Annotated in this window: 17 protein-coding genes, 1 rRNA gene and 1 pseudogene; 13 read left to right on the forward strand and 6 right to left on the reverse strand. The window is 36.6% G+C overall.

Annotation, left to right across the window (positions count from 1 at the left end; translation table 11 throughout):
* A 16S ribosomal RNA gene (locus ACRRVB_RS00380) occupies positions 1-1,270 on the reverse strand; the annotation flags it as partial.
* 478 nt (positions 1,271-1,748) lie between these two features.
* Positions 1,749-4,511, reverse strand: a complete 2,763-nt coding sequence (locus ACRRVB_RS00385; protein ID WP_432466050.1) for a hypothetical protein — start codon at positions 4,509-4,511, stop codon at positions 1,749-1,751.
* A gap of 489 nt (positions 4,512-5,000) precedes the next feature.
* On the opposite strand from ACRRVB_RS00385, the gene rpsU reads away from it, so the two are divergent.
* The 7 genes from rpsU (at position 5,001) to ACRRVB_RS00420 (ending at position 11,957) form a co-directional block, all read left to right on the forward strand.
* Entirely contained in the window at positions 5,001-5,195 is a 195-nt protein-coding gene (gene rpsU, locus ACRRVB_RS00390) for a 30S ribosomal protein S21 (RefSeq protein WP_432466051.1), read from the forward strand.
* 163 nt (positions 5,196-5,358) lie between these two features.
* A complete protein-coding gene (locus ACRRVB_RS00395) occupies positions 5,359-6,261 on the forward strand; it encodes a tyrosine-type recombinase/integrase (RefSeq protein ID WP_432466052.1) in 903 nt (300 codons plus the stop codon).
* Positions 6,262-6,394: 133 nt separating this feature from the next.
* Positions 6,395-7,603 carry an ABC transporter permease gene (locus ACRRVB_RS00400; protein WP_432466053.1) on the forward strand — a complete coding sequence of 403 codons (1,209 nt, stop codon included), beginning with the start codon at positions 6,395-6,397 and terminating at the stop codon, positions 7,601-7,603.
* A gap of 71 nt (positions 7,604-7,674) precedes the next feature.
* Positions 7,675-8,880, forward strand: a complete 1,206-nt coding sequence (locus ACRRVB_RS00405; RefSeq protein ID WP_432466054.1) for an ABC transporter permease — start codon at positions 7,675-7,677, stop codon at positions 8,878-8,880.
* A gap of 2 nt (positions 8,881-8,882) precedes the next feature.
* Positions 8,883-9,977 carry an efflux RND transporter periplasmic adaptor subunit gene (locus ACRRVB_RS00410; protein ID WP_432466055.1) on the forward strand — a complete coding sequence of 365 codons (1,095 nt, stop codon included), beginning with the start codon at positions 8,883-8,885 and terminating at the stop codon, positions 9,975-9,977.
* 1 nt (position 9,978) lies between these two features.
* Entirely contained in the window at positions 9,979-10,638 is a 660-nt protein-coding gene (locus ACRRVB_RS00415) for an ABC transporter ATP-binding protein (protein WP_432466056.1), read from the forward strand.
* 53 nt (positions 10,639-10,691) lie between these two features.
* Entirely contained in the window at positions 10,692-11,957 is a 1,266-nt protein-coding gene (locus ACRRVB_RS00420) for a TolC family protein (RefSeq protein WP_432466057.1), read from the forward strand.
* A gap of 276 nt (positions 11,958-12,233) precedes the next feature.
* Here the strand turns inward: ACRRVB_RS00420 and ACRRVB_RS00425 are convergent, their stop codons facing one another.
* The 3 genes from ACRRVB_RS00425 to tgt all read right to left on the reverse strand — a co-directional run bounded on the left by ACRRVB_RS00425 (position 12,234) and on the right by tgt (position 14,932).
* Positions 12,234-12,545 (reverse strand): ankyrin repeat domain-containing protein, encoded by a 312-nt coding sequence (locus tag ACRRVB_RS00425; RefSeq protein WP_432466058.1) that lies wholly within the window; start codon positions 12,543-12,545, stop codon positions 12,234-12,236.
* 177 nt (positions 12,546-12,722) lie between these two features.
* A complete protein-coding gene (locus ACRRVB_RS00430; RefSeq protein ID WP_432466059.1) occupies positions 12,723-13,802 on the reverse strand; it encodes an LptF/LptG family permease in 1,080 nt (359 codons plus the stop codon).
* 5 nt (positions 13,803-13,807) lie between these two features.
* On the reverse strand, positions 13,808-14,932 hold the full coding sequence (gene tgt / locus ACRRVB_RS00435) for a tRNA guanosine(34) transglycosylase Tgt (RefSeq protein ID WP_432466060.1): 1,125 nt from the start codon (positions 14,930-14,932) through the stop codon (positions 13,808-13,810).
* Between the two features lie 348 nt (positions 14,933-15,280).
* On the opposite strand from tgt, the gene lptB reads away from it, so the two are divergent.
* The 6 genes and pseudogenes from lptB to ACRRVB_RS00465 all read left to right on the forward strand — a co-directional run bounded on the left by lptB (position 15,281) and on the right by ACRRVB_RS00465 (position 21,832).
* Positions 15,281-16,012: an LPS export ABC transporter ATP-binding protein gene (lptB, locus tag ACRRVB_RS00440; protein WP_432466061.1), complete on the forward strand. Its 732-nt coding sequence runs from the start codon at positions 15,281-15,283 to the stop codon at positions 16,010-16,012.
* 160 nt (positions 16,013-16,172) lie between these two features.
* A complete protein-coding gene (gene gatB / locus ACRRVB_RS00445; RefSeq protein ID WP_432466062.1) occupies positions 16,173-17,636 on the forward strand; it encodes an Asp-tRNA(Asn)/Glu-tRNA(Gln) amidotransferase subunit GatB in 1,464 nt (487 codons plus the stop codon).
* Positions 17,637-17,679: 43 nt separating this feature from the next.
* A pseudogene (locus tag ACRRVB_RS00450) lies at positions 17,680-17,808 on the forward strand (IS481 family transposase); the annotation flags it as partial.
* Between the two features lie 218 nt (positions 17,809-18,026).
* Positions 18,027-18,917 (forward strand): ankyrin repeat domain-containing protein, encoded by an 891-nt coding sequence (locus ACRRVB_RS00455; RefSeq protein WP_432466063.1) that lies wholly within the window; start codon positions 18,027-18,029, stop codon positions 18,915-18,917.
* 323 nt (positions 18,918-19,240) lie between these two features.
* Positions 19,241-21,034 carry an arginine--tRNA ligase gene (gene argS, locus ACRRVB_RS00460; protein WP_432466064.1) on the forward strand — a complete coding sequence of 598 codons (1,794 nt, stop codon included), beginning with the start codon at positions 19,241-19,243 and terminating at the stop codon, positions 21,032-21,034.
* Positions 21,035-21,166: 132 nt separating this feature from the next.
* The gene (locus ACRRVB_RS00465; protein WP_432466065.1) at positions 21,167-21,832 is read left to right on the forward strand and encodes an LbetaH domain-containing protein; all 666 of its coding nucleotides are present in this window, start codon (positions 21,167-21,169) and stop codon (positions 21,830-21,832) included.
* A 63-nt stretch (positions 21,833-21,895) separates the two neighbouring features.
* On the opposite strand, the gene ACRRVB_RS00470 is transcribed toward ACRRVB_RS00465, so the two are convergent.
* Entirely contained in the window at positions 21,896-22,357 is a 462-nt protein-coding gene (locus tag ACRRVB_RS00470; RefSeq protein WP_432466066.1) for a type I restriction enzyme HsdR N-terminal domain-containing protein, read from the reverse strand.
* Positions 22,358-22,361: the final 4 nt, after the last annotated feature.

Raw genomic sequence — 22,361 nt, forward strand, 5'->3', positions numbered from 1 at the left:
GATTTGCATCTTGTTACCAAGTAGCTTCCTTTTGTACATGCCATTGTAGTACGTGTGTAGCCCTGGGCATAAAGGCCATGATGACTTGACCTCATCCTCTCCTTCCTCCCGCTTACACGGGCAGTCTACTTAAAGTTCCCACCATTACGTGCTGGCAATTAAGTAAAAGGGTTTCGCTCGTTATAGGACTTAACCCAACACCTCACGGCACGAGCTGACGACAGCCATGCAGCACCTTGTATTTTGTCCCGAAGGAACCTTTAATTTCTCAAAGTAGCAAAATACATTCTAGCCCAGGTAAGGTTCCTCGCGTATTATCGAATTAAACCACATACTCCACCGCTTGTGCGGACCCCCGTCAATTCCTTTGAGTTTCACCCTTGCGAGTATACTCCCCAGGTGGATCACTTAACGCTTTCGCTTAGACACACATAAATTTATGTATACCGAGTGATCATCGTTTACGGCGTGGACTACCAGGGTATCTAATCCTGTTTGCTCCCCACGCTTTCGTGCCTCAGCGTCAGTTAAAGACCAGTAAGCTGCCTACGCTATTGGTATTCCTTATGATATCTAAGCATTTCACTACTACACCATAAATTCTACTTACCTATTCTTAACTCAAGCCTAATAGTATCAATTGCAGTTCTAGCGTTAAGCACTAGGATTTCACAACTGACTTAATAAGCCGCCTACGCACCCTTTAAACCCAATAAAACCGGATAACGCTTGCACCTTCCGTATTACCGCGGCTGCTGGCACGGAATTAGCCGGTGCTTATTCTTACAGTACTCTCAAGAATCCCCGCAGGGATTGTTTTGCTCCTGTACAAAAGCAGTTTACAACTCAGAGAGCTTTCATCCTGCACGCGGCATGGCTGGTTCAGGCTTGCGCCCATTGACCAATATTCCCTACTGCTGCCTCCCGTAGGAGTCTGGCCCGTATCTCAGTGCCAGTGTGGGGGATCTTCCACTAAGAACCCCTACCCATCGTAGCCTTGGTGAGCCATTGCCTCACCAACTAGCTAATAGGACGCACGCTCATTTTACACCGCCGGAGCTTTTATCTTTTTAACATGCGTTAATAAGATTGTATGAGGTATTAATTCCCGTTTCCGGAGGCTATTCCCCAGTGTAAAGTAGATTGCATGCGCATTACGCACCCGTTCGCCGGTCGCCGACAACACCGAAGTGTTTCGCTGCCCCTCGACTTGCATGTATGAGGCCTGCCGCTAGCGTTCATCCTGAGCCAGGATCAAACTCTTCTTTCTATTATTTATTAACGGTATTCTTAGGTAATTGATATAATTACTAAGAATGATTTTTTGAGTTACACAACTTCTTCTCACTCATGTTTAATAATGAGTTTCTTACCTACATTTATTTCAAAGAACTAAAACTAAGCCAAAATTAAAGTGCCACTTTTTTACCAGTTGGCGCGCTACCTTGACTAGCTTTGAAACAAAGATACGTACTTTTTTATAATTTCCAATAAACCTTCCAACAATAAAGCAGAAAAATTTTTAGTTATTTTACAAAATACCTAATAATCAAATGATTAAGTTTATATATTGGATTGAAAAATCATTACAAATTAATATAGCATAAGCACTACTTAACTATTGAAATGTACATATAGAAGCGGTGATTAAAGGATTCAAAATTTGGACAGATCAGGGGTTGGTATATCACCTAATGGCCTGTGCTTTGGGAACCGCTACTAAAAAATTAACTGTGTAGATGGAGCCATTAACAGCCTTTAGGATTAAAATCTATACTCAAATGAGGCATTTCAGGGCTGAAAATCCAATGATCATTTATCTTTTCTAACCAAGGGAAATCGATAGAAATATGAATAGGATAAATATTTCTATTAGAGAGTAATTTACTTGAGAAATTAAATTCTAGGCCAAAGGTATCGGGATTTTGGTTGGTATCTAGCGTTGAATAATAACCATTTATCCATATATCCTTTAAAAACCAAATGAGTGGTATGCCACACTCTGGATAGGCTAAGGGCAAACCATATTTAAGTTTAACGTTTTTAACCATGTCCTTCCAATTCCACTTATTGTGTGGATTTTTGAATCTTTCAAGTTGAATAATTGGATCTAAAGTAACAATAAAATAGTGGTGGTGCTGAATCCCTGGAAAATAGAGTGCTAAATTAAAATAACATGTTTTTTTATAGTTATTAAAGTACAGATTATTTCCATAAAAATCTCGAGGGGTACAAAACCCTATATGAAGTACTTGCATCCAGGGTGGATATCTATCTCTTTTACTTTGCATGGAGTGATTGTTTATTTTAAATAAATACTCTGTATCACAATAGCTTTTTTCATCAAAAGCCTGTTTGAAATTCCAAGTAACTTGTAAAGATGCTTTGCCTAAGCAATTTCCTAAAGTAAAGTAATGAGGTAGTTTTATACCTAACTCTAATATTTTTTCCCAATATAGACCTGTTTTTTGCATTAAGTTAGAAGCATAATTATACTGATTATATGCACCTGAAATCCTTACCTTAAAGACTGGATAAAATCTTCTATACCTTGCGTATAAGCCTATTTTAGTGATTAGAGGTTGATTTTTAGGTTGAATCAATAGGCTAAAATAAGGGGTAACTTTTAGATCATCTTGTAAGTTTACTAATGTAACAGGCGTGATAAGTAGTGACTTATTCTTCCAATTGGGTTCTAAATTTATGCCCTTATAACCGATATTATTTATTCCAAAACAGTATTTAGTAAGCGGATATTGATGGTTGGGCACTTTTTCCAAAATATCACCATTCTTTTCTTGTAGAACCAATGGTTCGTAGTAAGTTACAGACCTATCCTCTACTTCTTTCAGAGGTGTCCACAAAAGAGGATCAAAAGGCATAGCGGCTATTTCCATACCATTTTTAGTATAATCACTGAAAATAAGTTGATTGGTTATAGGGTCTACCATTCCCAAATAGGCTCCATATTTTCTTGAAGTAACTTGAAAACAAGCTTGAGTAGGTAGATGCATGGCATAAATATTATCAATGCCATTATAGGAACTGTTATAGAGTAAATAGTCTTTATATACCTTGGGATAACTTCTATGCTCATAGGTGTAAGGCAAGAGTATTTCTGTTTTACCTGTATCCGTATTGATGCGTACAATACTATTTTTTTGGTCTTTGGTTTTTACCACTACTATCTCTGACGCACCAGACCAACTAGGCGTTAAATAATAAGCATTATCCGGATTATCTATTTTTTTAACCACCTTACCTGACTTTGTTTCTAAGACAACTAAAAAATGGTTACTGGCTTTATCAGATGCTACGGCAACCAGTTGGCGGGTATCAGAACGCATAGCTAGTGCATTATACCTACTGCTTGCTACAAGGGTTCGTCTTTTTCTCTGTTTAAAATCATAATACTGTAACCGCATGGTATACCGTTTTCCTTTCCAAGGATGGCGACAGCTTTCTAACCAAACTGCACAGCCCTGCCCAATAGCAAAATTAGATGGAACAAACCTATCACTCATATTTATAAAATAAAATATAGTTTTATCCTTCCGAAAAGGTGAAACTATATTTTTTGGTACGGTCGGCTCAGAAGACGTAATCGCAACCTGTACCAATTGATCACGCAATCCTATACCTCTTTTACATGCCATCAATTTACCTGATGGGTCAATAAATGGCTGCATATAATCAAAACTATGCCCTGCTTTCTTAAGGGTAAGTTGGGTAGCAGGCGTAATTTTTAGTCCTTCTAACTGTTTTTGCCAACCAAGCAATAATTCTTGATTCATATCATGGTATACTTTCAGTATCGACTTTTTAGTAACTTTTTTTACCGCATGATAAAATCCAAAAAAAGGCATGCCTTGGATGGTTTTTTCAAAAATAGATTTGATAGCATCTGAACCATAATTTCTTCGGATATGTGTAGTAAAGTAATAACCTATATGATATTCAGATGTTATCTCATGTTTCAATGAGCCAAATATTTGTCTTTCAAAACTAGGTGCGCCACGTTCTAGAAGGTTAACTTTGTATAATTTTTCCCATCCAGGTAAACGCCCTCGACCACTTTTTGTAAGTGCTGTTTCTATACCAACTGCATCACCTTCTTTGAAAAAAGGGGGGATACTGGAATAATGAACCAAATTGCCGAAAAAATACAAAGGCTTGAGCCAAAAAGGTGCATTATGGTATTCAATACTATGTTGTACTGCATGTCTAAACTCATGTATACACAACATATTTAACCAATCTCCATTTCCAATAAAATAGGGATCATAGTCATACAAAGTATACATCTTTATATGACGTGGCATATTCGTAAAGAACGCGTTACACTCCGTAGATTGGTTATCGATCCATAAACGAATAGGACTGGGATATACCCCCAATGTTTTACAGACAGGTTTATATATGGTTTCTAACGTGTTCGCTATACGCTCTGCAGAGCTGGTCACACTCCTATAAAAGCCTATATTGAAATGAGGTGTTTTTATTTTTTGCATTTGCTTAGCATGGCTTAAAAAGCCAAACAATGCAAAGCATATGCAATGGATAATTGTAATCAAATACTTTTGTTTTTTTTGTTTAAAAGCAATTGAGAAAAAATGATACAGAAACATAAACAGCTAGTTAAGTGATAATAAACTTTTGTTGGAGATGAAATAAGATAAAAATAGAAAAATTAGTTTGATATCATTATACCTGAAAGTTAACGCCAACACATTAACCAAATATTTTCCCGATATATTAAAAAAGTTGTAAACATTGTTTTTTTAAGATGAAACATGGCCAAAACATATGGCAGTTCACTAAAACTACATACAATGGATATCCATCTTCACCTATCAATCCATAGCATTCATGAAAATAGCGGGTAACGCTTAAAAATAGCCTATTTTATTAAAAGCACCTTGTGCTTGCTCTATTTTTAGAGTAGATTTGTAGTTAGATTTCATATGCTGTATCCAGTTTAATCACAAACCAAATAAAATATGATTGTTATAGAAGTAAAAGAAAACGAAGCAATAGATAGAGCACTTAAAAGATTTAAGAAAAAAGTAGAACGGGTAGGCGTACTCAAAGAAGCCAGGCAACGTATGGCCTATACGAAACCCACTGTAAGCAGAAAAGCGAAAAAATTGAAATCCATCTACAAATATCGCATGTTATATGGCCACAACGGCTAAGTCTAGTATCTAGTTTGATCTGCAGTACTTTCAACTATATATTGAATAAATGGGAGCGTATGCATTAAGGCCAGATGCAGTCACGCATAGTTTACTTTTTTGACTATTTTAGGATCGTTTATGGATAGCTTTTTTATCTTGCTAAAGCTTTATATTTGCGCTTATGGATAATCAACAATTTCTTACCCTTTTTGTAACCCATTTAACAGTAGAAAAAAGAGCAAGTCGACATACCATTACGGCCTATCAAACAGACCTAATTCAATTTATAAGCTACCTCTCTGGGTACATCTCTAAAAAAATAGTTACTGAAGTAACGGGACAGGATCTGCGTAACTGGATCATGTCTTTGGCTAAGGAAGGACTTACCCATTGTTCTATCAATAGGAAAATGGCAGCGATACGTAGTTTTTATACTTTTTTACAAAAAATATCCCTGACAACAGATTGTCCGACAGCCTCACTTAAAAGTCTAAAAGGGAAAGAAAGGTTGCCTATTTTTTTTCAAGAAAAGGAGCTGATTTCTTTCTTAGACCAACAGCCATTTCCCATTCATTTTGCTGGTTTGCGCGATTGGTTGATTTTAGAGCTGCTATATGGAACAGGTATGCGGCTGTCTGAACTAATAGCCCTTTCCCAAAAGGCCATCAACCTTACAGATGCAACTGTTAAGGTAATAGGGAAGCGCGATAAAGAACGGATCATTCCTTTTCCACGACCACTTATACCGTTGATCACTGATTACATAGTAGAAAAAGAGCGAGTAGGTTATCATTCTTCCCCCCAACTCATCGTAACCGACCGGGGGAACCCCTGTTATCCTATGTTTATTTACAGGGTAGTAAAGAAATATCTAGCACCTACTACACGCGCTAGTCAACATAGTCCCCACATATTGCGCCATACTTTTGCTACACACCTATTGGATAAAGGAGCTGATTTACAATCTATTAAAGAATTATTAGGCCATTCCAGTTTGGCAACTACTCAAATCTATACCCACAATTCTCTGACGAGATTAAAAGAAATTTTTAAAAAAGCGCATCCTAGAGCAGAGGAAAGTTGATGCCATGATATGTTTTTTAGCAGTGGCTATAACCTAAAGTTGCATAGGTTATATGCTACCAAGGTAAATTATGTTTTTTGTACATTTTATATTAGATTTGATCAGTTGTTTGGTTAGTCCATTGTAGAGTCTTATGCTTATATATGCTTTAAAGGAGGCTGCCCAAAGCCTCAATACCCATAGATCCCGGACCTTCTCTATGGGCTTTGGCATATGGTGGGCTATTTTTATACTGGTGTTGATATTGGGTGTGGGCAATGGCTTTCACCGTGGTGTGTCCAATGCATTTGCAAAGTATGGCACGAAAACAATGGTTATTTGGGGGGGTAGCACTGCTGGTAGGCATCACCCTATTCCGACTACAATGGTTGGCAACTTTGCCAAAGCTTTTCCTGCTATTCAGCAGATTAGTCCTATGTTACGGTATAATAGTGACGTAACGTATGCTGCCCAAAAGGTTAACGCACGGACTTTGGGATGTGACCCTTCCTATGCTTTATTAACCCATTTACCCATCCAGGAGGGGCGTTTTTTTACCATACGTGATGCAGCAACTGTAAATAATATTTGCGTCATCGGCATAAACATTAAGGAAAAATTATTTGGTGCAACCTCTGCTATTGGGAAATACATTTTTTTGGGAGATATGGGCCTACAAGTAGTGGGTGTACTAGATGCATTTCGTGGAATGTATGGTGAATCCAATGCGTTATTGGTAACCAATAGTTTGTTTAAAAAAATACTTCCTGAGTATAGTGATAATGTAGAGTCTATTCGCCTTACGTTGGTACCAACTGCTCGTGAAGAGATAGTAGAATCACAATTTCGTTCTTATTTTGCCCGCCACTTACATTTTGATGTGCAAAATACAAAAGGACTTGGTCTATTTAGCCTTACCAAACACGCCAATAAATTTCATAATTTTTTTAAAAATCTAGCTACTTTTAATGCAATTATAGGCATATGTTTGCTCCTAACTGGTATGGTAGGCATTAGCAATATGATGCTTGTGACCGTTCAAGAAAGAACACAAGAGCTGGCTATTCGCAGGGTATTGGGTAGTCGTTCTATAGAAATTGTGTTGATGATTTTATGCGAAACCATTATGGTAACTTTTGTAGCGGGTATGGTTGGCTTTACAGCAAGTTTTTTGCTTATGCAGTTGTTAAATCAATGGCTCGTTCCATTATGTCAAACCTATTACCTATCTACCCTAAGGTGTTCGCCTGAGTCAATTTTTATCGGATTGGGATTAATTGCCTTAAGCAGCTCCTTAGCTGCCATTGTACCTGCCATCAGAGCGGTAAAGATAAAGCCTGTAGAGGCATTGAATCGTAAATGATTTGGATCGGATGGTTTTGTTTTTAATACCAAAATCTCCCTTTCCGATAAACCGATTGTATATTTATATATATGTTTGGATATCAAAGTTTTTTAGAGGTTTTCCATAGCTTAAAAGCACATAAAATGAGAACCACTTTTACCGGATTTGGTGTAATGTGGGCAATGTTTATTTTGGTGCTTTTACAAGGAGCAGGTACTGGATTTTACAATGGTATGGTAAAAAAATTTCAAAGCTATAGTAGCCAAGTGATGTCCATTTACGGAGGCCATGGATCAACTGGTACCATCCACCTAACTGAACCACTCACAGACGAGCTAGCCGCTCATTTGAATGTTTTTGAACACATCATGCCTCTATTTTCAACCCATTGTTCCGTTATATATGGGCAAGCTGCACATAAAACTAATATATTAGGGGTGCGTGTGGGCTATGAAAAAATGAAACATTTGGAACTGGTAGAGGGACGTTTTTTTACTGAACGTGATGCAGCACATAAACTTCCAGTCTGCCTACTAGGTTCTAAAATAAAAACGAAAATATTTGGAAACCAATCAACAACTGGAACCTTTATCACAATAGATGGTACTACCTTCTATGTGATTGGCGTATTAGAAGCAACTGCTGGTCAGGATGACAATCGGATCATTATCCCAAGCAGTCTATTTAAAGCATTGTTTCCGCATGATGGGGAAAGTATTAATTACATGATATCAACTTTAGCACCCAAACAAAATCCTATAAAGGTAGAAAAAAAAATTCGGGCTTATTTGGCTAGGCGGCTCAATTTTGAAGCGCAAGATAAACAAGCACTGTACATAAGACATCTATACAAAGAAGCCAGGCCTTTCCAGATACTATTTGTAGTGATGCAAGGATTTATTTGGTTCCTCGGTCTCTGTTTTTTAGTGAGTGGAGTGGTAGGTATAGGTAATATGATGCGTGTGGTTGTAAAGGAGCGTACACAAGAATTGGCCATTCGTAAAGTGATGGGTGCGCAATCAAGCGATATTATGGGGTTAATTTTACTAGAATCGATCATCATTAACTTCATTTCTGGTGTCTTAGGACTGGGAATCGGTATAAGCATGCTCCAGTGGATGAATACCTATCTATTGCCTATTATTGAAAAACATGGCATCGCTCATTTTGAATTTCACTTTTCTATGGTTGTATCTGCTTTAATTGTTTTGATATTATCTGGTTCTCTAGCCGGCATTATCCCTGCAAAAAGAGCACTATACATTAAGCCAATAGATGCTTTAAATAATGAATAAAAATGCGTACAATCACTAAATTTATTTTAACTACTGGTGTAATAGCTGGGGGCCTTTTTGCTTATTCCAGGGTCTATAAAGTCAAATGGAGCAACTTCCATCAAGTAACTTTTAAAACCACGCAGCCTACGCGTAGAACGATTATTCGAAAAAAAATTTTTTCCGGTAGCCTTATACCTCATAAAGAAATTAATTTAGAAACACATCTTACAGGCATTGTAGATAAATTATGGGTAGAGGTGGGGGATTATGTGCAGCAAGGTACCAAAATTGCGCGTATTAAAATACAGCCCAATCCAAAAGAGGTTGAGGAAGCAGCCAGCAAGTTGCGTTTGGCCTCTATTAATCTAAATCAAGCCAGAGGAAAATATTTAAGAAGTAAACACCTTTTCACTAAAAAGATGTTAGCCAAAGAAACTTATGAAGCAGCTTTAGCGTCCTGGGAACAAACCAAAGAAGCATTTGCTTCAGCACAAAAATCATTACAAATCAGCCAAAAAGGATATACCACTGCAAAGGGAGCAAATGCCAACTTCATTAAGGCTACTACAAAAGGAACCATTTTAGCCTTACCCGCTAAGGAAGGTAGTATGGTACAAGCTACCAGTGGCAATGCTCATGGTACTACAGTGGCTGTTATTGGCGATATGGATCATTTTTTGTTTTCAGCCCAAGTCAGTGAATTAGATGTAGCTGATTTAACCAAAGGGATGACCTTTATAGCTTCATTAAATGCCTTTAATGAAGCAAAATTACAAGTTACGTTAACTAAAATTTCACCAAAAGCTAGTGAAGAGAAATTAAAAAAAGGAGAAATTAAATTTGAAATAGAAGGGCTGGTACAGCAACCAAAAAAATCAAAAATTACGTTACGGGCAGGTTATTTAGCACTGGCAGAGGTAGTACTTGAACAAGTAGATAATGTGCTGGCTGTTCCAGAAAGCGTGGTTCAAATGAAAGGAAAGGACTGTTTTGTAAAATGTTTGCATGAAGGTAAAACGGTTCCGAAAAATGTAGTATTAGGGATATCAGATGGGCTTTATGTTGAAGTAAAAGAAGGCCTTACAGAAGCAGACCAGTTAATTGTAGAAACGTAGCATGATTCAGATTCAAGATTTATACAAATGTTATCAAAATGGTACAGTTACTAGAAATGTCCTAAATGGCGTAAATTTTTACCTTGAAAAAGGGGACTTAGTTGCTTTAATGGGACAATCTGGTGCAGGGAAGTCTACCTTGTTGAACATTATTGGCATACTAGATCATTATGACCATGGAGATTACCATCTTAATGGCGTACATATAAAAAATCTTTCTAACCAACAAGCCAGTAGATATAGAAGTGAATTAATTGGCTTTATCTTTCAACGGTTTCATTTAATTCCTTTTAAAACGGCCTTGGAAAATGTAGCGTTACCTCTTTATTACCAGGGCATAGAAAGAAAAGAACGCTACAAGCGTGCATGCGCTATGCTAGATCGAGTTGGCTTATCTGCTCATGCCCATAATAAGCCAAATGCATTGTCAGGTGGTCAACAACAAAGGGTAGCCATTGCACGTGCACTGGTAACTGATCCGCCTTTAATCTTAGCAGATGAACCAACGGGCGCCTTAGATAGCAGTACAGCCCATGAAATTATGGCCTTGCTAAAGGAAATGAATAGAGAAGGGAATACCATTCTTATTGTCACACATTCTATACAGGTAGCACGACAATGTAATAGTATTCAAGAAATTATAGATGGAAAGATTATTTAATAAAAATTTTACTAAAAATGTCGGTGATTCAAAAATGGATTGTAGGTTTCCGTATGATGTGCACCATTGTACTTTTGGGCTATGATATTGCAGAAGCAAAAAAGAAGCCAATAAGTTTAGAAGAAGCGATACATATGGCCTTAAAAAATAATTTGAATATTCAGATGGCTGATAATACAAAAAAGCAAGCCATCCTCTCCACTAAGATAGACCATTTTCGTTTATGGGCGCCTCAGGTAACGCTAAAAACGAATCAAATTAATACCTGGCAATCAAAATATTCCATACATACCATTGAATCTAGACCTATTTTTAGCGTAGAATGGCAACTTACATCCCTCTTTGATAAAATTCTTCAAGCTAAAATAGATGGTCAAAATAATGCTCTTTACATACTAGTGGCAAAAAAATCAGTAGAAAACGAATTACAGAAAGTTGTTTATGCCTATTATGCATTAGCCTTGGCGCAAAAAAAGTGGGCATTATCGAATAATCTGATCAAGCTAGCAACAACTAGATTGAACACAGAGGAAGAAAAATTGCGGGTGGGACTTATTTCCCAAATAGATTGTTTGGATGCACAATTAGCCCTTAAAAAGGTAAAATTAACCTTATTAGAGCGGCAAGAAGCATTGAAAGAAAAACGCAGAAGTTTGAACATAATGGTTGGTAAGCCCATCAATGAAGTAACATGGGTGCAATCCAATATTTCCATTGACCCTATATGGGATATAAAGGCTGTCAGAAAAGAAAAACTAGTTGATTTAGACACTGCCATACAAGCAAAAAAAGTGGCCATAGCCGCTACCCATTTAAGTAGGGCCAAAGCCTATCCACTTGCTTGTTTAAACCTGTTCAGTAGTTTTCGCTCAAATGGGTACTTATATGATTTAAAAGATAAAAGATGGTCTGTGGACAATAACCCTAGTAAATGGTCTGGGGGCATTGGCATTAGTATTGATATAGCTACCTTATTATTACTGCCTGCAACGGTTAAAAAAGCAAAAATCGCATTAGATAATGAAAAATTTGCCTTAACACAAAAAAAACTAGCTATAGAAGGTGGGCTCGAAGATAAAAAATCGCAATACCATCATGCTTTACATGCATACAAAGTAGTAGCAGCACAACTGAAAATAAGTAAACAAAAATTGACTTTTGTAAGAGAAAAGTATCGCCTGAATCGGTTAAAACTCCTTGAACTGCATGAAGCAGAAGAAGATACGCAAAAAATAGAAATTGATTTAATAGAACAGGCTTTTAAGGTAAAACAAGCAGAATTTGATCTATATAGAATGGTAGGCATGTTGCACCAGTAATAGACTGGAAAAGGTAATCCTTGTTCTAAGCAAAAGATTAATTTAGCATTTTCGTTTAAGACTTAGTAAGCATCTTTTTTATCTTTCTAAGATTTTTAAAGAAAAAATTTGTAAAGCATACAAAAAATAAATTGAAATATAAAGTTAACAAAATCAGATCTATTAAGAGAAGTAGCTATTGAATATCTATGATTCTTAGAGGTGTATTACCCCCCTATAGTCTCATTAAATAGGTTGGTACGGGATCTTTACTATAATCCTATAGCTGTAGTCTCCTTAACTCTGTTTTTTTAGTGTTTTTTCTAAAAGACCAACACATGCTAAATGATTATTTTCTCTGGCTAAATCAAGGGCGCTTTTACCTTGATTAGTTTCTAGATTGATGTTAATACCATGAACTGATAATAAAACTTTAACTATTTCTACATAATTTTTAAATACTGCAATATGGAGTGCGTCATCATTGTTTTTTGTTGATGGATATCGATTGGCATAACCATATAGCGGGAATAAAAAAAATAAAACAACCCTACACAATAGTGCCAATAGATTAAAAGGCTTAATGTAGCTTATCTGTTTTTTATGCATATAATATTTTCTATTTCTGTAATGGTAGCAACATGGAAAAGATTGAATCCTACCATTGGTTTTGGCAATTTAAATGGGTAAATTATTTTTTGTTGTATTAAATTTTAATTTCAAATTAAATAGAATATACTACAATTTTCCAGGACCAAACAATAAATCAATCCACTATAGTAGGTATTATTTGGATAGGAGTCGATAAAAAATGATACATAAAATAGAAAAAATAATATTAGGCAACCATATGTCCAATAATGGGTGTTCACTTTGTGTCTCAGCTACAATTTTAGCAGATAAAAACAGGACTATATAAAAGCAACCCAGTATAATCCCCAACGTAATGCGTCCTCCTACTCCTCCCCTGGGCTTATGTAATGCTACTAAAAAACCCAATACAATAAGAATAAAAATGGCAAAGGGTGCCATACAGCGAATATGTTGCTCAGCTATGAAAAAGCGTACAGTTGCACTACCCTTGTAGATCAATTTTTGAATATGTGTTGCCAATTCAGGAAGGGTTAAGCCATCCTTTAAGTTGGGGTTAATGGAAAAATCTTCTGGATGGACTGCTAAGGAAATGGTTAAGTGGTCTCCTTTTATAACCTCTTCATGTCTTGGAAAAAAGATACGTTTTTGCCAAGATCGTACGATCCATGTTTGATCTTTTCCATTCCATTCCATTTTTTCAGCAGATAGTCGCTCTATCAGCATGTTATGGTTAAAGGTGTCTAAGCTGATATCATATCCGGTATTATTGTAACCATGGTACTTGCCAATGTGTAGGTATTGATCAGTGCCTACCTTAAGCTGTATATAATCTGACTCATGCAAACTACCCATACCCAGGTCAAGATATTCTGTTTCAAACCGAACACGCGCTTTATTCACATTGGCCAATAACCAACCTGTAAGATAAAAATTGGCTCCAGTAAGCAAACAAGCAATGATTATATAAGGTCTTATGATGCGATGCAAACTAATCCCACCGCTTAATAGTGCAATAATTTCTGATCGTTTTACCAGCCTAGTCGTACACCATATAGTGGTAGCAAAGACAATAAGAGGGGCTATAAGATTCACTAAATAAAGCACTAATACACAGTAGTAATTGAATACTTGTTGAAAAGAAAGGTGGTGCTTTTTAAAATTACTCATGTTGTCCACTAAGTGGATAACGATAAAAACTAAAATAAAGATGGTAAGAATCACCCAAAAAGCAGAAAAAAACTTTTTAAAAATGTACCGATCTAGTAGCTTCATTTTGATTAGATTTTTTCCATGATGGTTTTAACTATATGGTTTTTCCATGCAACAAAACTATTTTTCTCAATCTGTTCTCTAGCTTGACGCACCAACCATAGGTAAAAAGTTAAATTATGGACACTGGCCAATTGCGCACCCAATAGTTCTTTGGAGGTGATCAAGTGACGCAGGTAGGCTTTTGAATAATAGCCACTAACTGGCCCACCTAATGCGCTATCTATGGGGCTAAAGTCATATGCCCATTTTTTATTTTTAATGTTTAAGATACCCTGTGTGGTAAACAGAGTACCATTGCGTCCATTTCTAGTAGGCATTACACAGTCAAACATATCTACGCCTAAGGCAATACACTCCAAAAGATCCAGAGGTGTACCAACCCCCATCAAATAACGCGGCTTAGACCTAGGTAAAATAGAACAGACCAGCTCTGTAATTTCATACAGTTGACCATCAGGATGGCATACGCCTCCTATGGCATTACCAGGCCTGTCTGCTGCAGCTATGGTTTCAGCAGATTGGACCCGTAAGTCTTTATAGATACTACCTTGCACAATTGGAAAAAGTGCTTGATGGGCATACTGATTCGTTAAGGTAGTATCAAAATAATTTACGCCTCTTTTGAGCCAGCGATGGGTACGTTCCATAGAAGCCTTTGCGTAGTGATAGCTACAAGGATAAGGGGTGCATTCATCCAGTACCATCATGATATCAGAGCCAATGCTTCTTTGAATATCTACTACAAGTTCTGGTGTGAATAAATGCTTAGATCCATCTATATGGGAACGAAAAGTAACCCCTTCTTCTGTCAGCTGACGACGGTCTGCTAACGAGTAGACTTGATAGCCTCCACTGTCGGTTAATATGGGTCGATGCCATCCCATAAAAGCATGGAGCCCTCCTGCTTTATCCAATACTTTAGTACCTGGCCGCAGATAGAGGTGATAGGTATTGCCTAGAATGATATCTGCATTGATTTGGTCTTGCAGTACATCCTGCGGAATAGATTTTACTGATCCTATCGTACCTACTGGCATAAATATAGGTGTACGAATGGTGCCTTTACTAGTGGTGATCAGCCCTGCTCTAGCTTTGGAATACTGATCTTCATGTGTTACCGAAAATTGCAATGCAGTATAGATGATTATATATATGCGCTAAACTATAAACGTAAGGAAGTCCTACTGAACAGAAATCTTTTTTTAGATTTTGGGTCAAATATATGCTTTTTTAGCCTCATTCCCCATGAAGCCCTCCACGTAGATAGTAATAAAATCGATATTTTCTTATAAATTTATTGCAATGGGTAAATGTGCAGATCGGTCCATGTCTGTACCATCATCGTAAGAAATAATGCTACGGTGCCTTTGCTTTTTATGATATTGTTTAAGTCTTTCCTAATTTTAATCTATATAAGGGTGGTTGGATAGGGCAATCTAAGGGCAAAGGATATAGGATCATTTAATTACAAAATTTTTATGAAACTTCGTGCAGATTCACTCATCAAAGCATATAAAGGACGTAAAGTAGTAAAAGGCGTCTCACTGACGGTTGAGTCTGGTGAAGTGGTAGGTTTACTAGGGCCCAATGGAGCAGGGAAAACTACTACGTTCTATATGACGGTTGGCCTTATAAAGCCCAATAGTGGTAACATTTATTTGGATGAAACATGTATCACCCCCTTACCCCTATACAAACGTGCCCAAAAAGGTATTAGTTATTTACCCCAGGAGGCCTCTGTTTTTAGAGAATTAACAGTAGAGGAAAATATCATGGCTATATTGGAAATGCGTCGTCTTTCTAAACAGGAACGGAAAGAAAAATTAGAGGGTTTATTGGAAGAATTTAGCATTACGCATATACGGAAAAGCAAAGGTAATGTACTTTCTGGAGGGGAACGGCGTCGTACAGAAATCGCTAGAGCGTTGGCCACTGATCCCAAATTTGTCTTACTGGATGAGCCTTTTGCAGGTGTAGACCCTATTGCTGTAGAAGAAATTCAGCTGCTGATCACCCAGCTTAAGCATAATAATATTGGGGTATTGATTACAGACCATAACGTAGATGAAACGCTTTCGATTACGAATAGAGCCTACTTAATGTTTGCTGGCGCATTGCTGAAAGCGGGCACTGCAGAAGAATTGGCAGAAGATGAACAAGTGCGTAGGCTTTATCTTGGAGAAAAATTTGAATTAAAACGTTATGAATAACTTATATCATCTACCCATTGATCATGCCCCATGTGCTAAGCAACAAAAAATAGCATAACAAATCATGCGGTTATTGGAAGTAGATGCTGCCTATGTTTTGTAAGCAAAATAATTGATAAATTCAAATAGCCATACAGCTCGCAAACCATATAATAAACTTATGCATGAAACTATAAAAGATTCCTATCAAGTAGTAATCGGACTAGAAATCCACATTCAATTGCTCACCCATAGCAAAATGTTTTCCTCAGATAGAGCTGAATATGGTGCCCTTCCTAATACCAACCTTAGTCCTATTACTTTAGCCTGTCCTGGTACGTTGCCTAGAGTAAATAAAAAAGCATTTGACTACGCGATAAAATTAGGGTTGGCATGTGGTTCAACGATTACAGATTTAAATTTTTTTTCTAGGAAAAGCTATTTCTATCCAGATTTACCCAAGGGCTTTCAAATTACACAAGATACTACTCCGATTTGCCAAGGTGGATTTGTAACCATTTATCCCAGTGAAGGAGTAGAAAAAAGCATTCCACTTATACGCATGCACTTGGAAGAAGATACTGGTAAATCTATACATGGTGTGGTAGACGAGGTTACTTTGTTGGATTATAATCGAGCAGGGACGCCTTTATTAGAATTGGTAACTGCTCCAGCCATTACAACAGGAGAAGAAGCCTATCAGTTTTTATATGAAATTCGAAAATTGGTCCGCTATTTAGATATCTGTGATGGCAATATGGAAGAAGCTTCTTTACGTTGTGATGCAAATATTTCAGTAGCCCGCAAGGAATCTAAACAACTGGGCACTAGAGTAGAAGTTAAAAATATGAACTCTATGCGTAATGTCCAGCTGGCCATAGCGCATGAAATAGAACGTCAAATAGCCCTGTTGGAAAAAGGTGAACCCGTGATAGCGGAGACGCGAAACTTTCAAGTTGCCTCAGGTGAGACGATTAGCCTACGTGCCAAAGAAACAGCCAGTGAGTACCGTTATTTTCCAGAACCAGACATCCCTCCTATATGGGTTTCAAAAGAATGGATAGAAAGTATTCGCAAGACGATGCCTTTGTTGCCAAGGGCTTATTTTAAAAAATTTGTAGAGGTATATGGACTTTCCGATTATGCTGCTTCGGTACTTACCGAGCACAAAGCATTTGCCATATTTTTTGATGAACTATGTCAACATACTACCTATTATACGGCTGCAGCGAATTGGCTATTGGGGCCTGTAAAAGGTTATCTTAATGAGCAGTCTCTTCCATTAGAAGAATTGCCACTTACTATTGATCGTTTCGTTGCACTCATCACATTGGTAGAAAATGGTACAGTACATTTTTCGGTTGCAGCCAATCAAATCTTTCCGTTATTATTGCAACAGTCAGCTATAACGCCTATGGCCGTTGCAGAACAATTAGACCTGATACAGAATAATGATGAGGCCAGTTTGAAAGCACTTATTGCAGAAGTATTAGCAGCGCACCCAGAAAAAGTAGTAGCTTACAAAAATGGTAAGTCAGGGCTACTGGCCATGTTTATGGGGGAAATTATGAAAAATAGTCAAGGAAAAGCCAACGCACCACTGGCCAGTACGTTATTAAAAGCTGCCTTGGATCATCCTTCTTAGGCTTTGACCAATGGGCGACAAGATAATAAAATTCTATTACAATTGTTATGGTAAAACACCTATACAAACTTGGGAGGATAGTAAAAAATTAGTATTTGAAAAATATAACCAAATTGCATATTCTAAAGGAAAATCTGATACACTAAACTTAAACGACAACTATAAATTATAATTTGTACTGACTCTAAGATTAAATTTTTACTTCTATAACTTATTATTTATATACATTATCGTCTCATAATATTAAATATTTTTATGATATATAAAAAACATATCAGGCATATTAACGCTTATAACAGATTTCTACCACTATATAGCGTTCTTTTATTTTTTTTACTTCCGATCTATAGTTATGCTGATTCAAATTTATCACCAGTAGAAAAGAATGTTATGCTACATGTAGTAGTTAAAAATGGTGATGTACAAGCAGTAAAAGCTTTACTCAATAATCGTGGGGTTGATGTAAATTCCAAAGACCAAGATGGTAAGACGCCACTATATATCGCAGCATATAACGGTCATGTAGAAGTGGTAAAAGAATTACTCGCCAATAAAGGTATTCAGCTGAATTTACAAAATGTAAATGGTGATACTCCACTACATATAACAGCACAAAAGGGTCATGTAGAAGTGGTAAAAGAATTACTCGCCAATAAAAATATTCAGGTGAATTTACAAAATAATAATGGTACGACTCCACTACATATAGCAATCTATACAGGGCATGTAGCAGTGGTAAAAGAATTACTCGCCAATAAAAATATTCAGGTGAATTTAAAAGAAAAAGATGGTTTTACTCCACTATATATCGCAGCACAAGAGGGTCATGTAGAAGTGGTAAAAAAACTACTAGCCAATAAAGGTATTCAGCTGAATTTACAAAATGTAAATGGTGATACTCCACTACTTATAACAGCACAAAAGGGTCATGTAGCAGTGGTAAAAGAATTACTCGCCAATAAAAATATTCAGGTGAATTTACAAAATAAACTTGGTACGACTCCACTACATTGCGCAGCACAAAAGGGTCATGTAGAAGTGGTAAAAGAATTACTCGCCAATAAAAATATTCAGGTGAATTTACAAAATAAACTTGGTACGACTCCACTACATTGCGCAGCAAAACATGGTTATATACAAGTCTGTAAATCATTAATACAAGATGAAAGGGTTGTAGCCAACATAAAAAATATTTTTGGTCAAACGCCTCTTGATCTAGCTAAAAAAAACAATCATCACATGTGTATTAATCTTTTAAAAAGGGCAATAACCTTGGGATAGTAGAAAATATATACTAAATTTTTAAATCAAAAATATAATTTAATACGTTCTGGATTATAATATTTCTTAATTTGATAATCAATTATAAAAAATTTAATAACATTTATTTATAAGCGGTTATATTAAGAACATTTTTATATAAATTATTTTGATTATCAAATTTTTATCTTAACAAGTTACTTGATACAATCAAGTAAAATAACTAATTGTTAGTAACAATACCAATAAAATTATGTATTAAAATAGCTGTAAATCAAACAAATAAGTATAGAATGCACGTTATACATTTTTAATTTTAAGTAAAATCAGATAAACTTTATCCTATGCCTTTTGATGGACACTCCATAAAGCTGGTACCTAAACTTAGGCAAGCCATACAGCAAGCATTTTTAGCCATTTATGATCTACCTTTATCGGAAGAAGCCTGTACCGTACAGGTTACGAGAAAAGAATTTGAAGGTACTTTTTCATTGCCTGTATTTTCTTTTGCTAAAAGATGTAACGCACTACCTGCTGAGTTGGCCCATCAAATAGGCCAATGGCTACAAACCCATACCAATCTAATAGCCAGTTATAATGTGATCAGTGGTTTTTTAAACCTTGTGCTACATGATGCCATTGGGCTGTCTATTTTAACTGCTATTGCAGCAGATTCAACTTATGGCCATTTGGCCAGACGAATGCGCCATATAGTGGTAGAATTTTCATCTCCCAATACCAATAAACCGCAACATCTGGGTCATTTGCGTAATAATTTTTTAGGCAGCTCTTTGGCCGCTATATTAGATGCGGCTGGATATACCATCCATAAAGTGAACCTGATTAATGACCGTGGCATCCATATCTGTAAATCTATGGTGGCTTACCAGCAATTTGGCGCAGATGAAACACCAGAAAATACTGGCATAAAGGGAGACCATTTGGTAGGAAAGTATTATGTAAAATTTGACCAAGTATATAAAGCAGAACGGGCCCTTATGGAAAAAAATGGGGAAGATGCAACGGTACCCCCTATTTTGCAACGGGCACAAAATATGTTGGTGGAATGGGAAAAAGGCAATCCTGATGTGGTGGCGCTATGGAAAAAAATGAACGGATGGGTCTACGACGGATTTAACGCAACTTATAGCGAATTAGGCATCACGTTTGATAAAATTTATTATGAATCTGAGGCTTATTTACTAGGTAAAACCATTATAGAAGGGGGGCTAAATCAAAAAATATTTTACAAAAGAGCAGATGGAGCCATTGCAGTTGACTTATCCAAACAAGGTTTAGGAGAAAAGGTTTTGTTGCGCAACGATGGAACAGCTGTGTATATTACACAAGATCTAGGGATAGCTGATTTACGTTATGCAGATTATCATTTTGATCAAATGATTTATGTGGTCGGCAATGAACAAAGCTATCATTTTAAGGTCTTATTTGCCATTATGACCGAATTGGGCAGACCGTATGCATCTTCTATGCACCATTTTCCCTACGGAATGGTGAATCTACCAGATGGTAAAATGAAGTCTAGAGAGGGAAACGTAGTAGATGCGGACAACCTTATACAAGAAATGATTCATACAGTTGGAGACTATATGGAGACTGCTGATAAAGTTACCAAATGCTCCCAGGAAGGGCTAGAGAAATTACACCATACTTTGGCAATAGGTGCCTTAAAATTCTTCTTACTACGGGTTTCACCTCAAAAAAAGATGTTATTTAACCCTAATGAATCTATTGATCTACAGGGTGATACTGGTACATTTATTCAGTATACCTATGCTAGAATTTGTTCACTAACCCGAAAGGCACCATCCCTTCCAAAGGTTCCACTGGATGAATCAACAACTGGTTCGCTTAGCCCATTAGAACAGACCCTTATTTTCCAATTGTATAAGTTACCAGAAACAATAGAGGAAGCTGCAGCAGCCTACATGCCCTCTGTAATAGCCCATTACGCTTTAGAGCTAGCGAAAACGTACAACAAATTTTATGCAAGTCATCTAATATTGCGGGAATCTAACGCCAATACCAAAGCGATTAGACTATTGATTTCTTTTTGTGTAGGCAAGGTACTCAAAAAGAGCATGGCACTTTTAACCATTGAATTACCAGAAAAAATGTAACCTTTTTTCTAATCTACTGTAGGAAAATTTTAAAGTAAAAATATAAGATACCTATACAATTTTAATTGATTATTTTTATAAAATTATAGTATAATTAAAACCTACTCATTAACATTAAACCATATACATGATATGCACAAAGGAGTCATTGTTTTTGGCGTATGTGATCTTACAAAAGGATCTTTAGATATTTTTCAAAAAAATAATGTAATCGTTTATGGCATTCTAGAAGATGAAACCAAATGGCATCATAGAGCCATACAAAATATTCCTGTGTTAGGTGGTACAAATGATCCAGCTTTTCTTGGGCTACTCAATGAAGCATGTCCTTATTTTATCGCGTACCGTCCTATAGAAAAAAGAAAAAACTGTTTAAATTTTTTAAGGACACAACAAGGATCCATCCCCATCTCTGCCATTCATCCGTCTGCCATTATACCTGATGCCATTCAACTAGGGCAGGGCAATTATATAGGTGTACAAGTTTGTTTGGCTTCAGAGGTAACTATAGGCAACCACTGTATACTACACAATGGCGTGATCATTGAATCAGAAACCGATATTCATGATTGGGTAGAGATAGGCGCTGGGAGTATTATAGGTAGTCAGGTCACTTTAGAAGAAGAAGTTTTTATTGGCATGGGCGTTACCATTATTTCAGGTGTTACCATTCAAAAGGGAGCCAGTATTGGTGCTGGATCAGTTGTATTAGGGAATGTAAAAAAGGGTGATGTTTTACTTGGCAATCCAGCAAAATCTATTCAGCAGTCTAAGAAGGTCAATACTGGATTAGATTAGATTAGATTAGATTAGAGTTATTGTGAATCGAGGCCGTTGTAATAGACATTGTTAATAAGCAGGTCATCTAGCCATTGCGCATGTTTGATAGACTGGAATATAGTTCATTGCTTGAAAACAGCCTAAATCTTCTTCCCACTGCCAACAAAAATGGGTTATTCCATTTGTTACCAATAAATAATTTACCATAAGCTGTCGATTGTATTGCATTATTTGCCCTAGAGTTTTATCCGTTAGTTTGATATAGGGTGCTTTACATTCTACTATCATTTTAGTAACACCAAATTTATTGCATAGCATAATATCAGGCCTATAGTATTTTGTGCCGTTATATATTCTTTTCTCTAAGCAGCACAACCCTTTAGGATAGAAGAGGTAGTGAATCAAGTAATGCAACATATGTTGACGGACCCATTCTTCTGGGGTTAGCAATACATACTTTTTACGAACCAGATCTAAAATATAGGTTTTATTTAAAACTTGCTTAGTTTTATAATCAAACGAAGGCAAGGTAAGCGGCATCATATCA

The organism is Candidatus Cardinium hertigii (assembly GCF_050864855.1).
In the GTDB taxonomy this organism is placed as follows: Bacteria; Bacteroidota; Bacteroidia; order Cytophagales; family Amoebophilaceae; genus Cardinium; species Cardinium hertigii_C.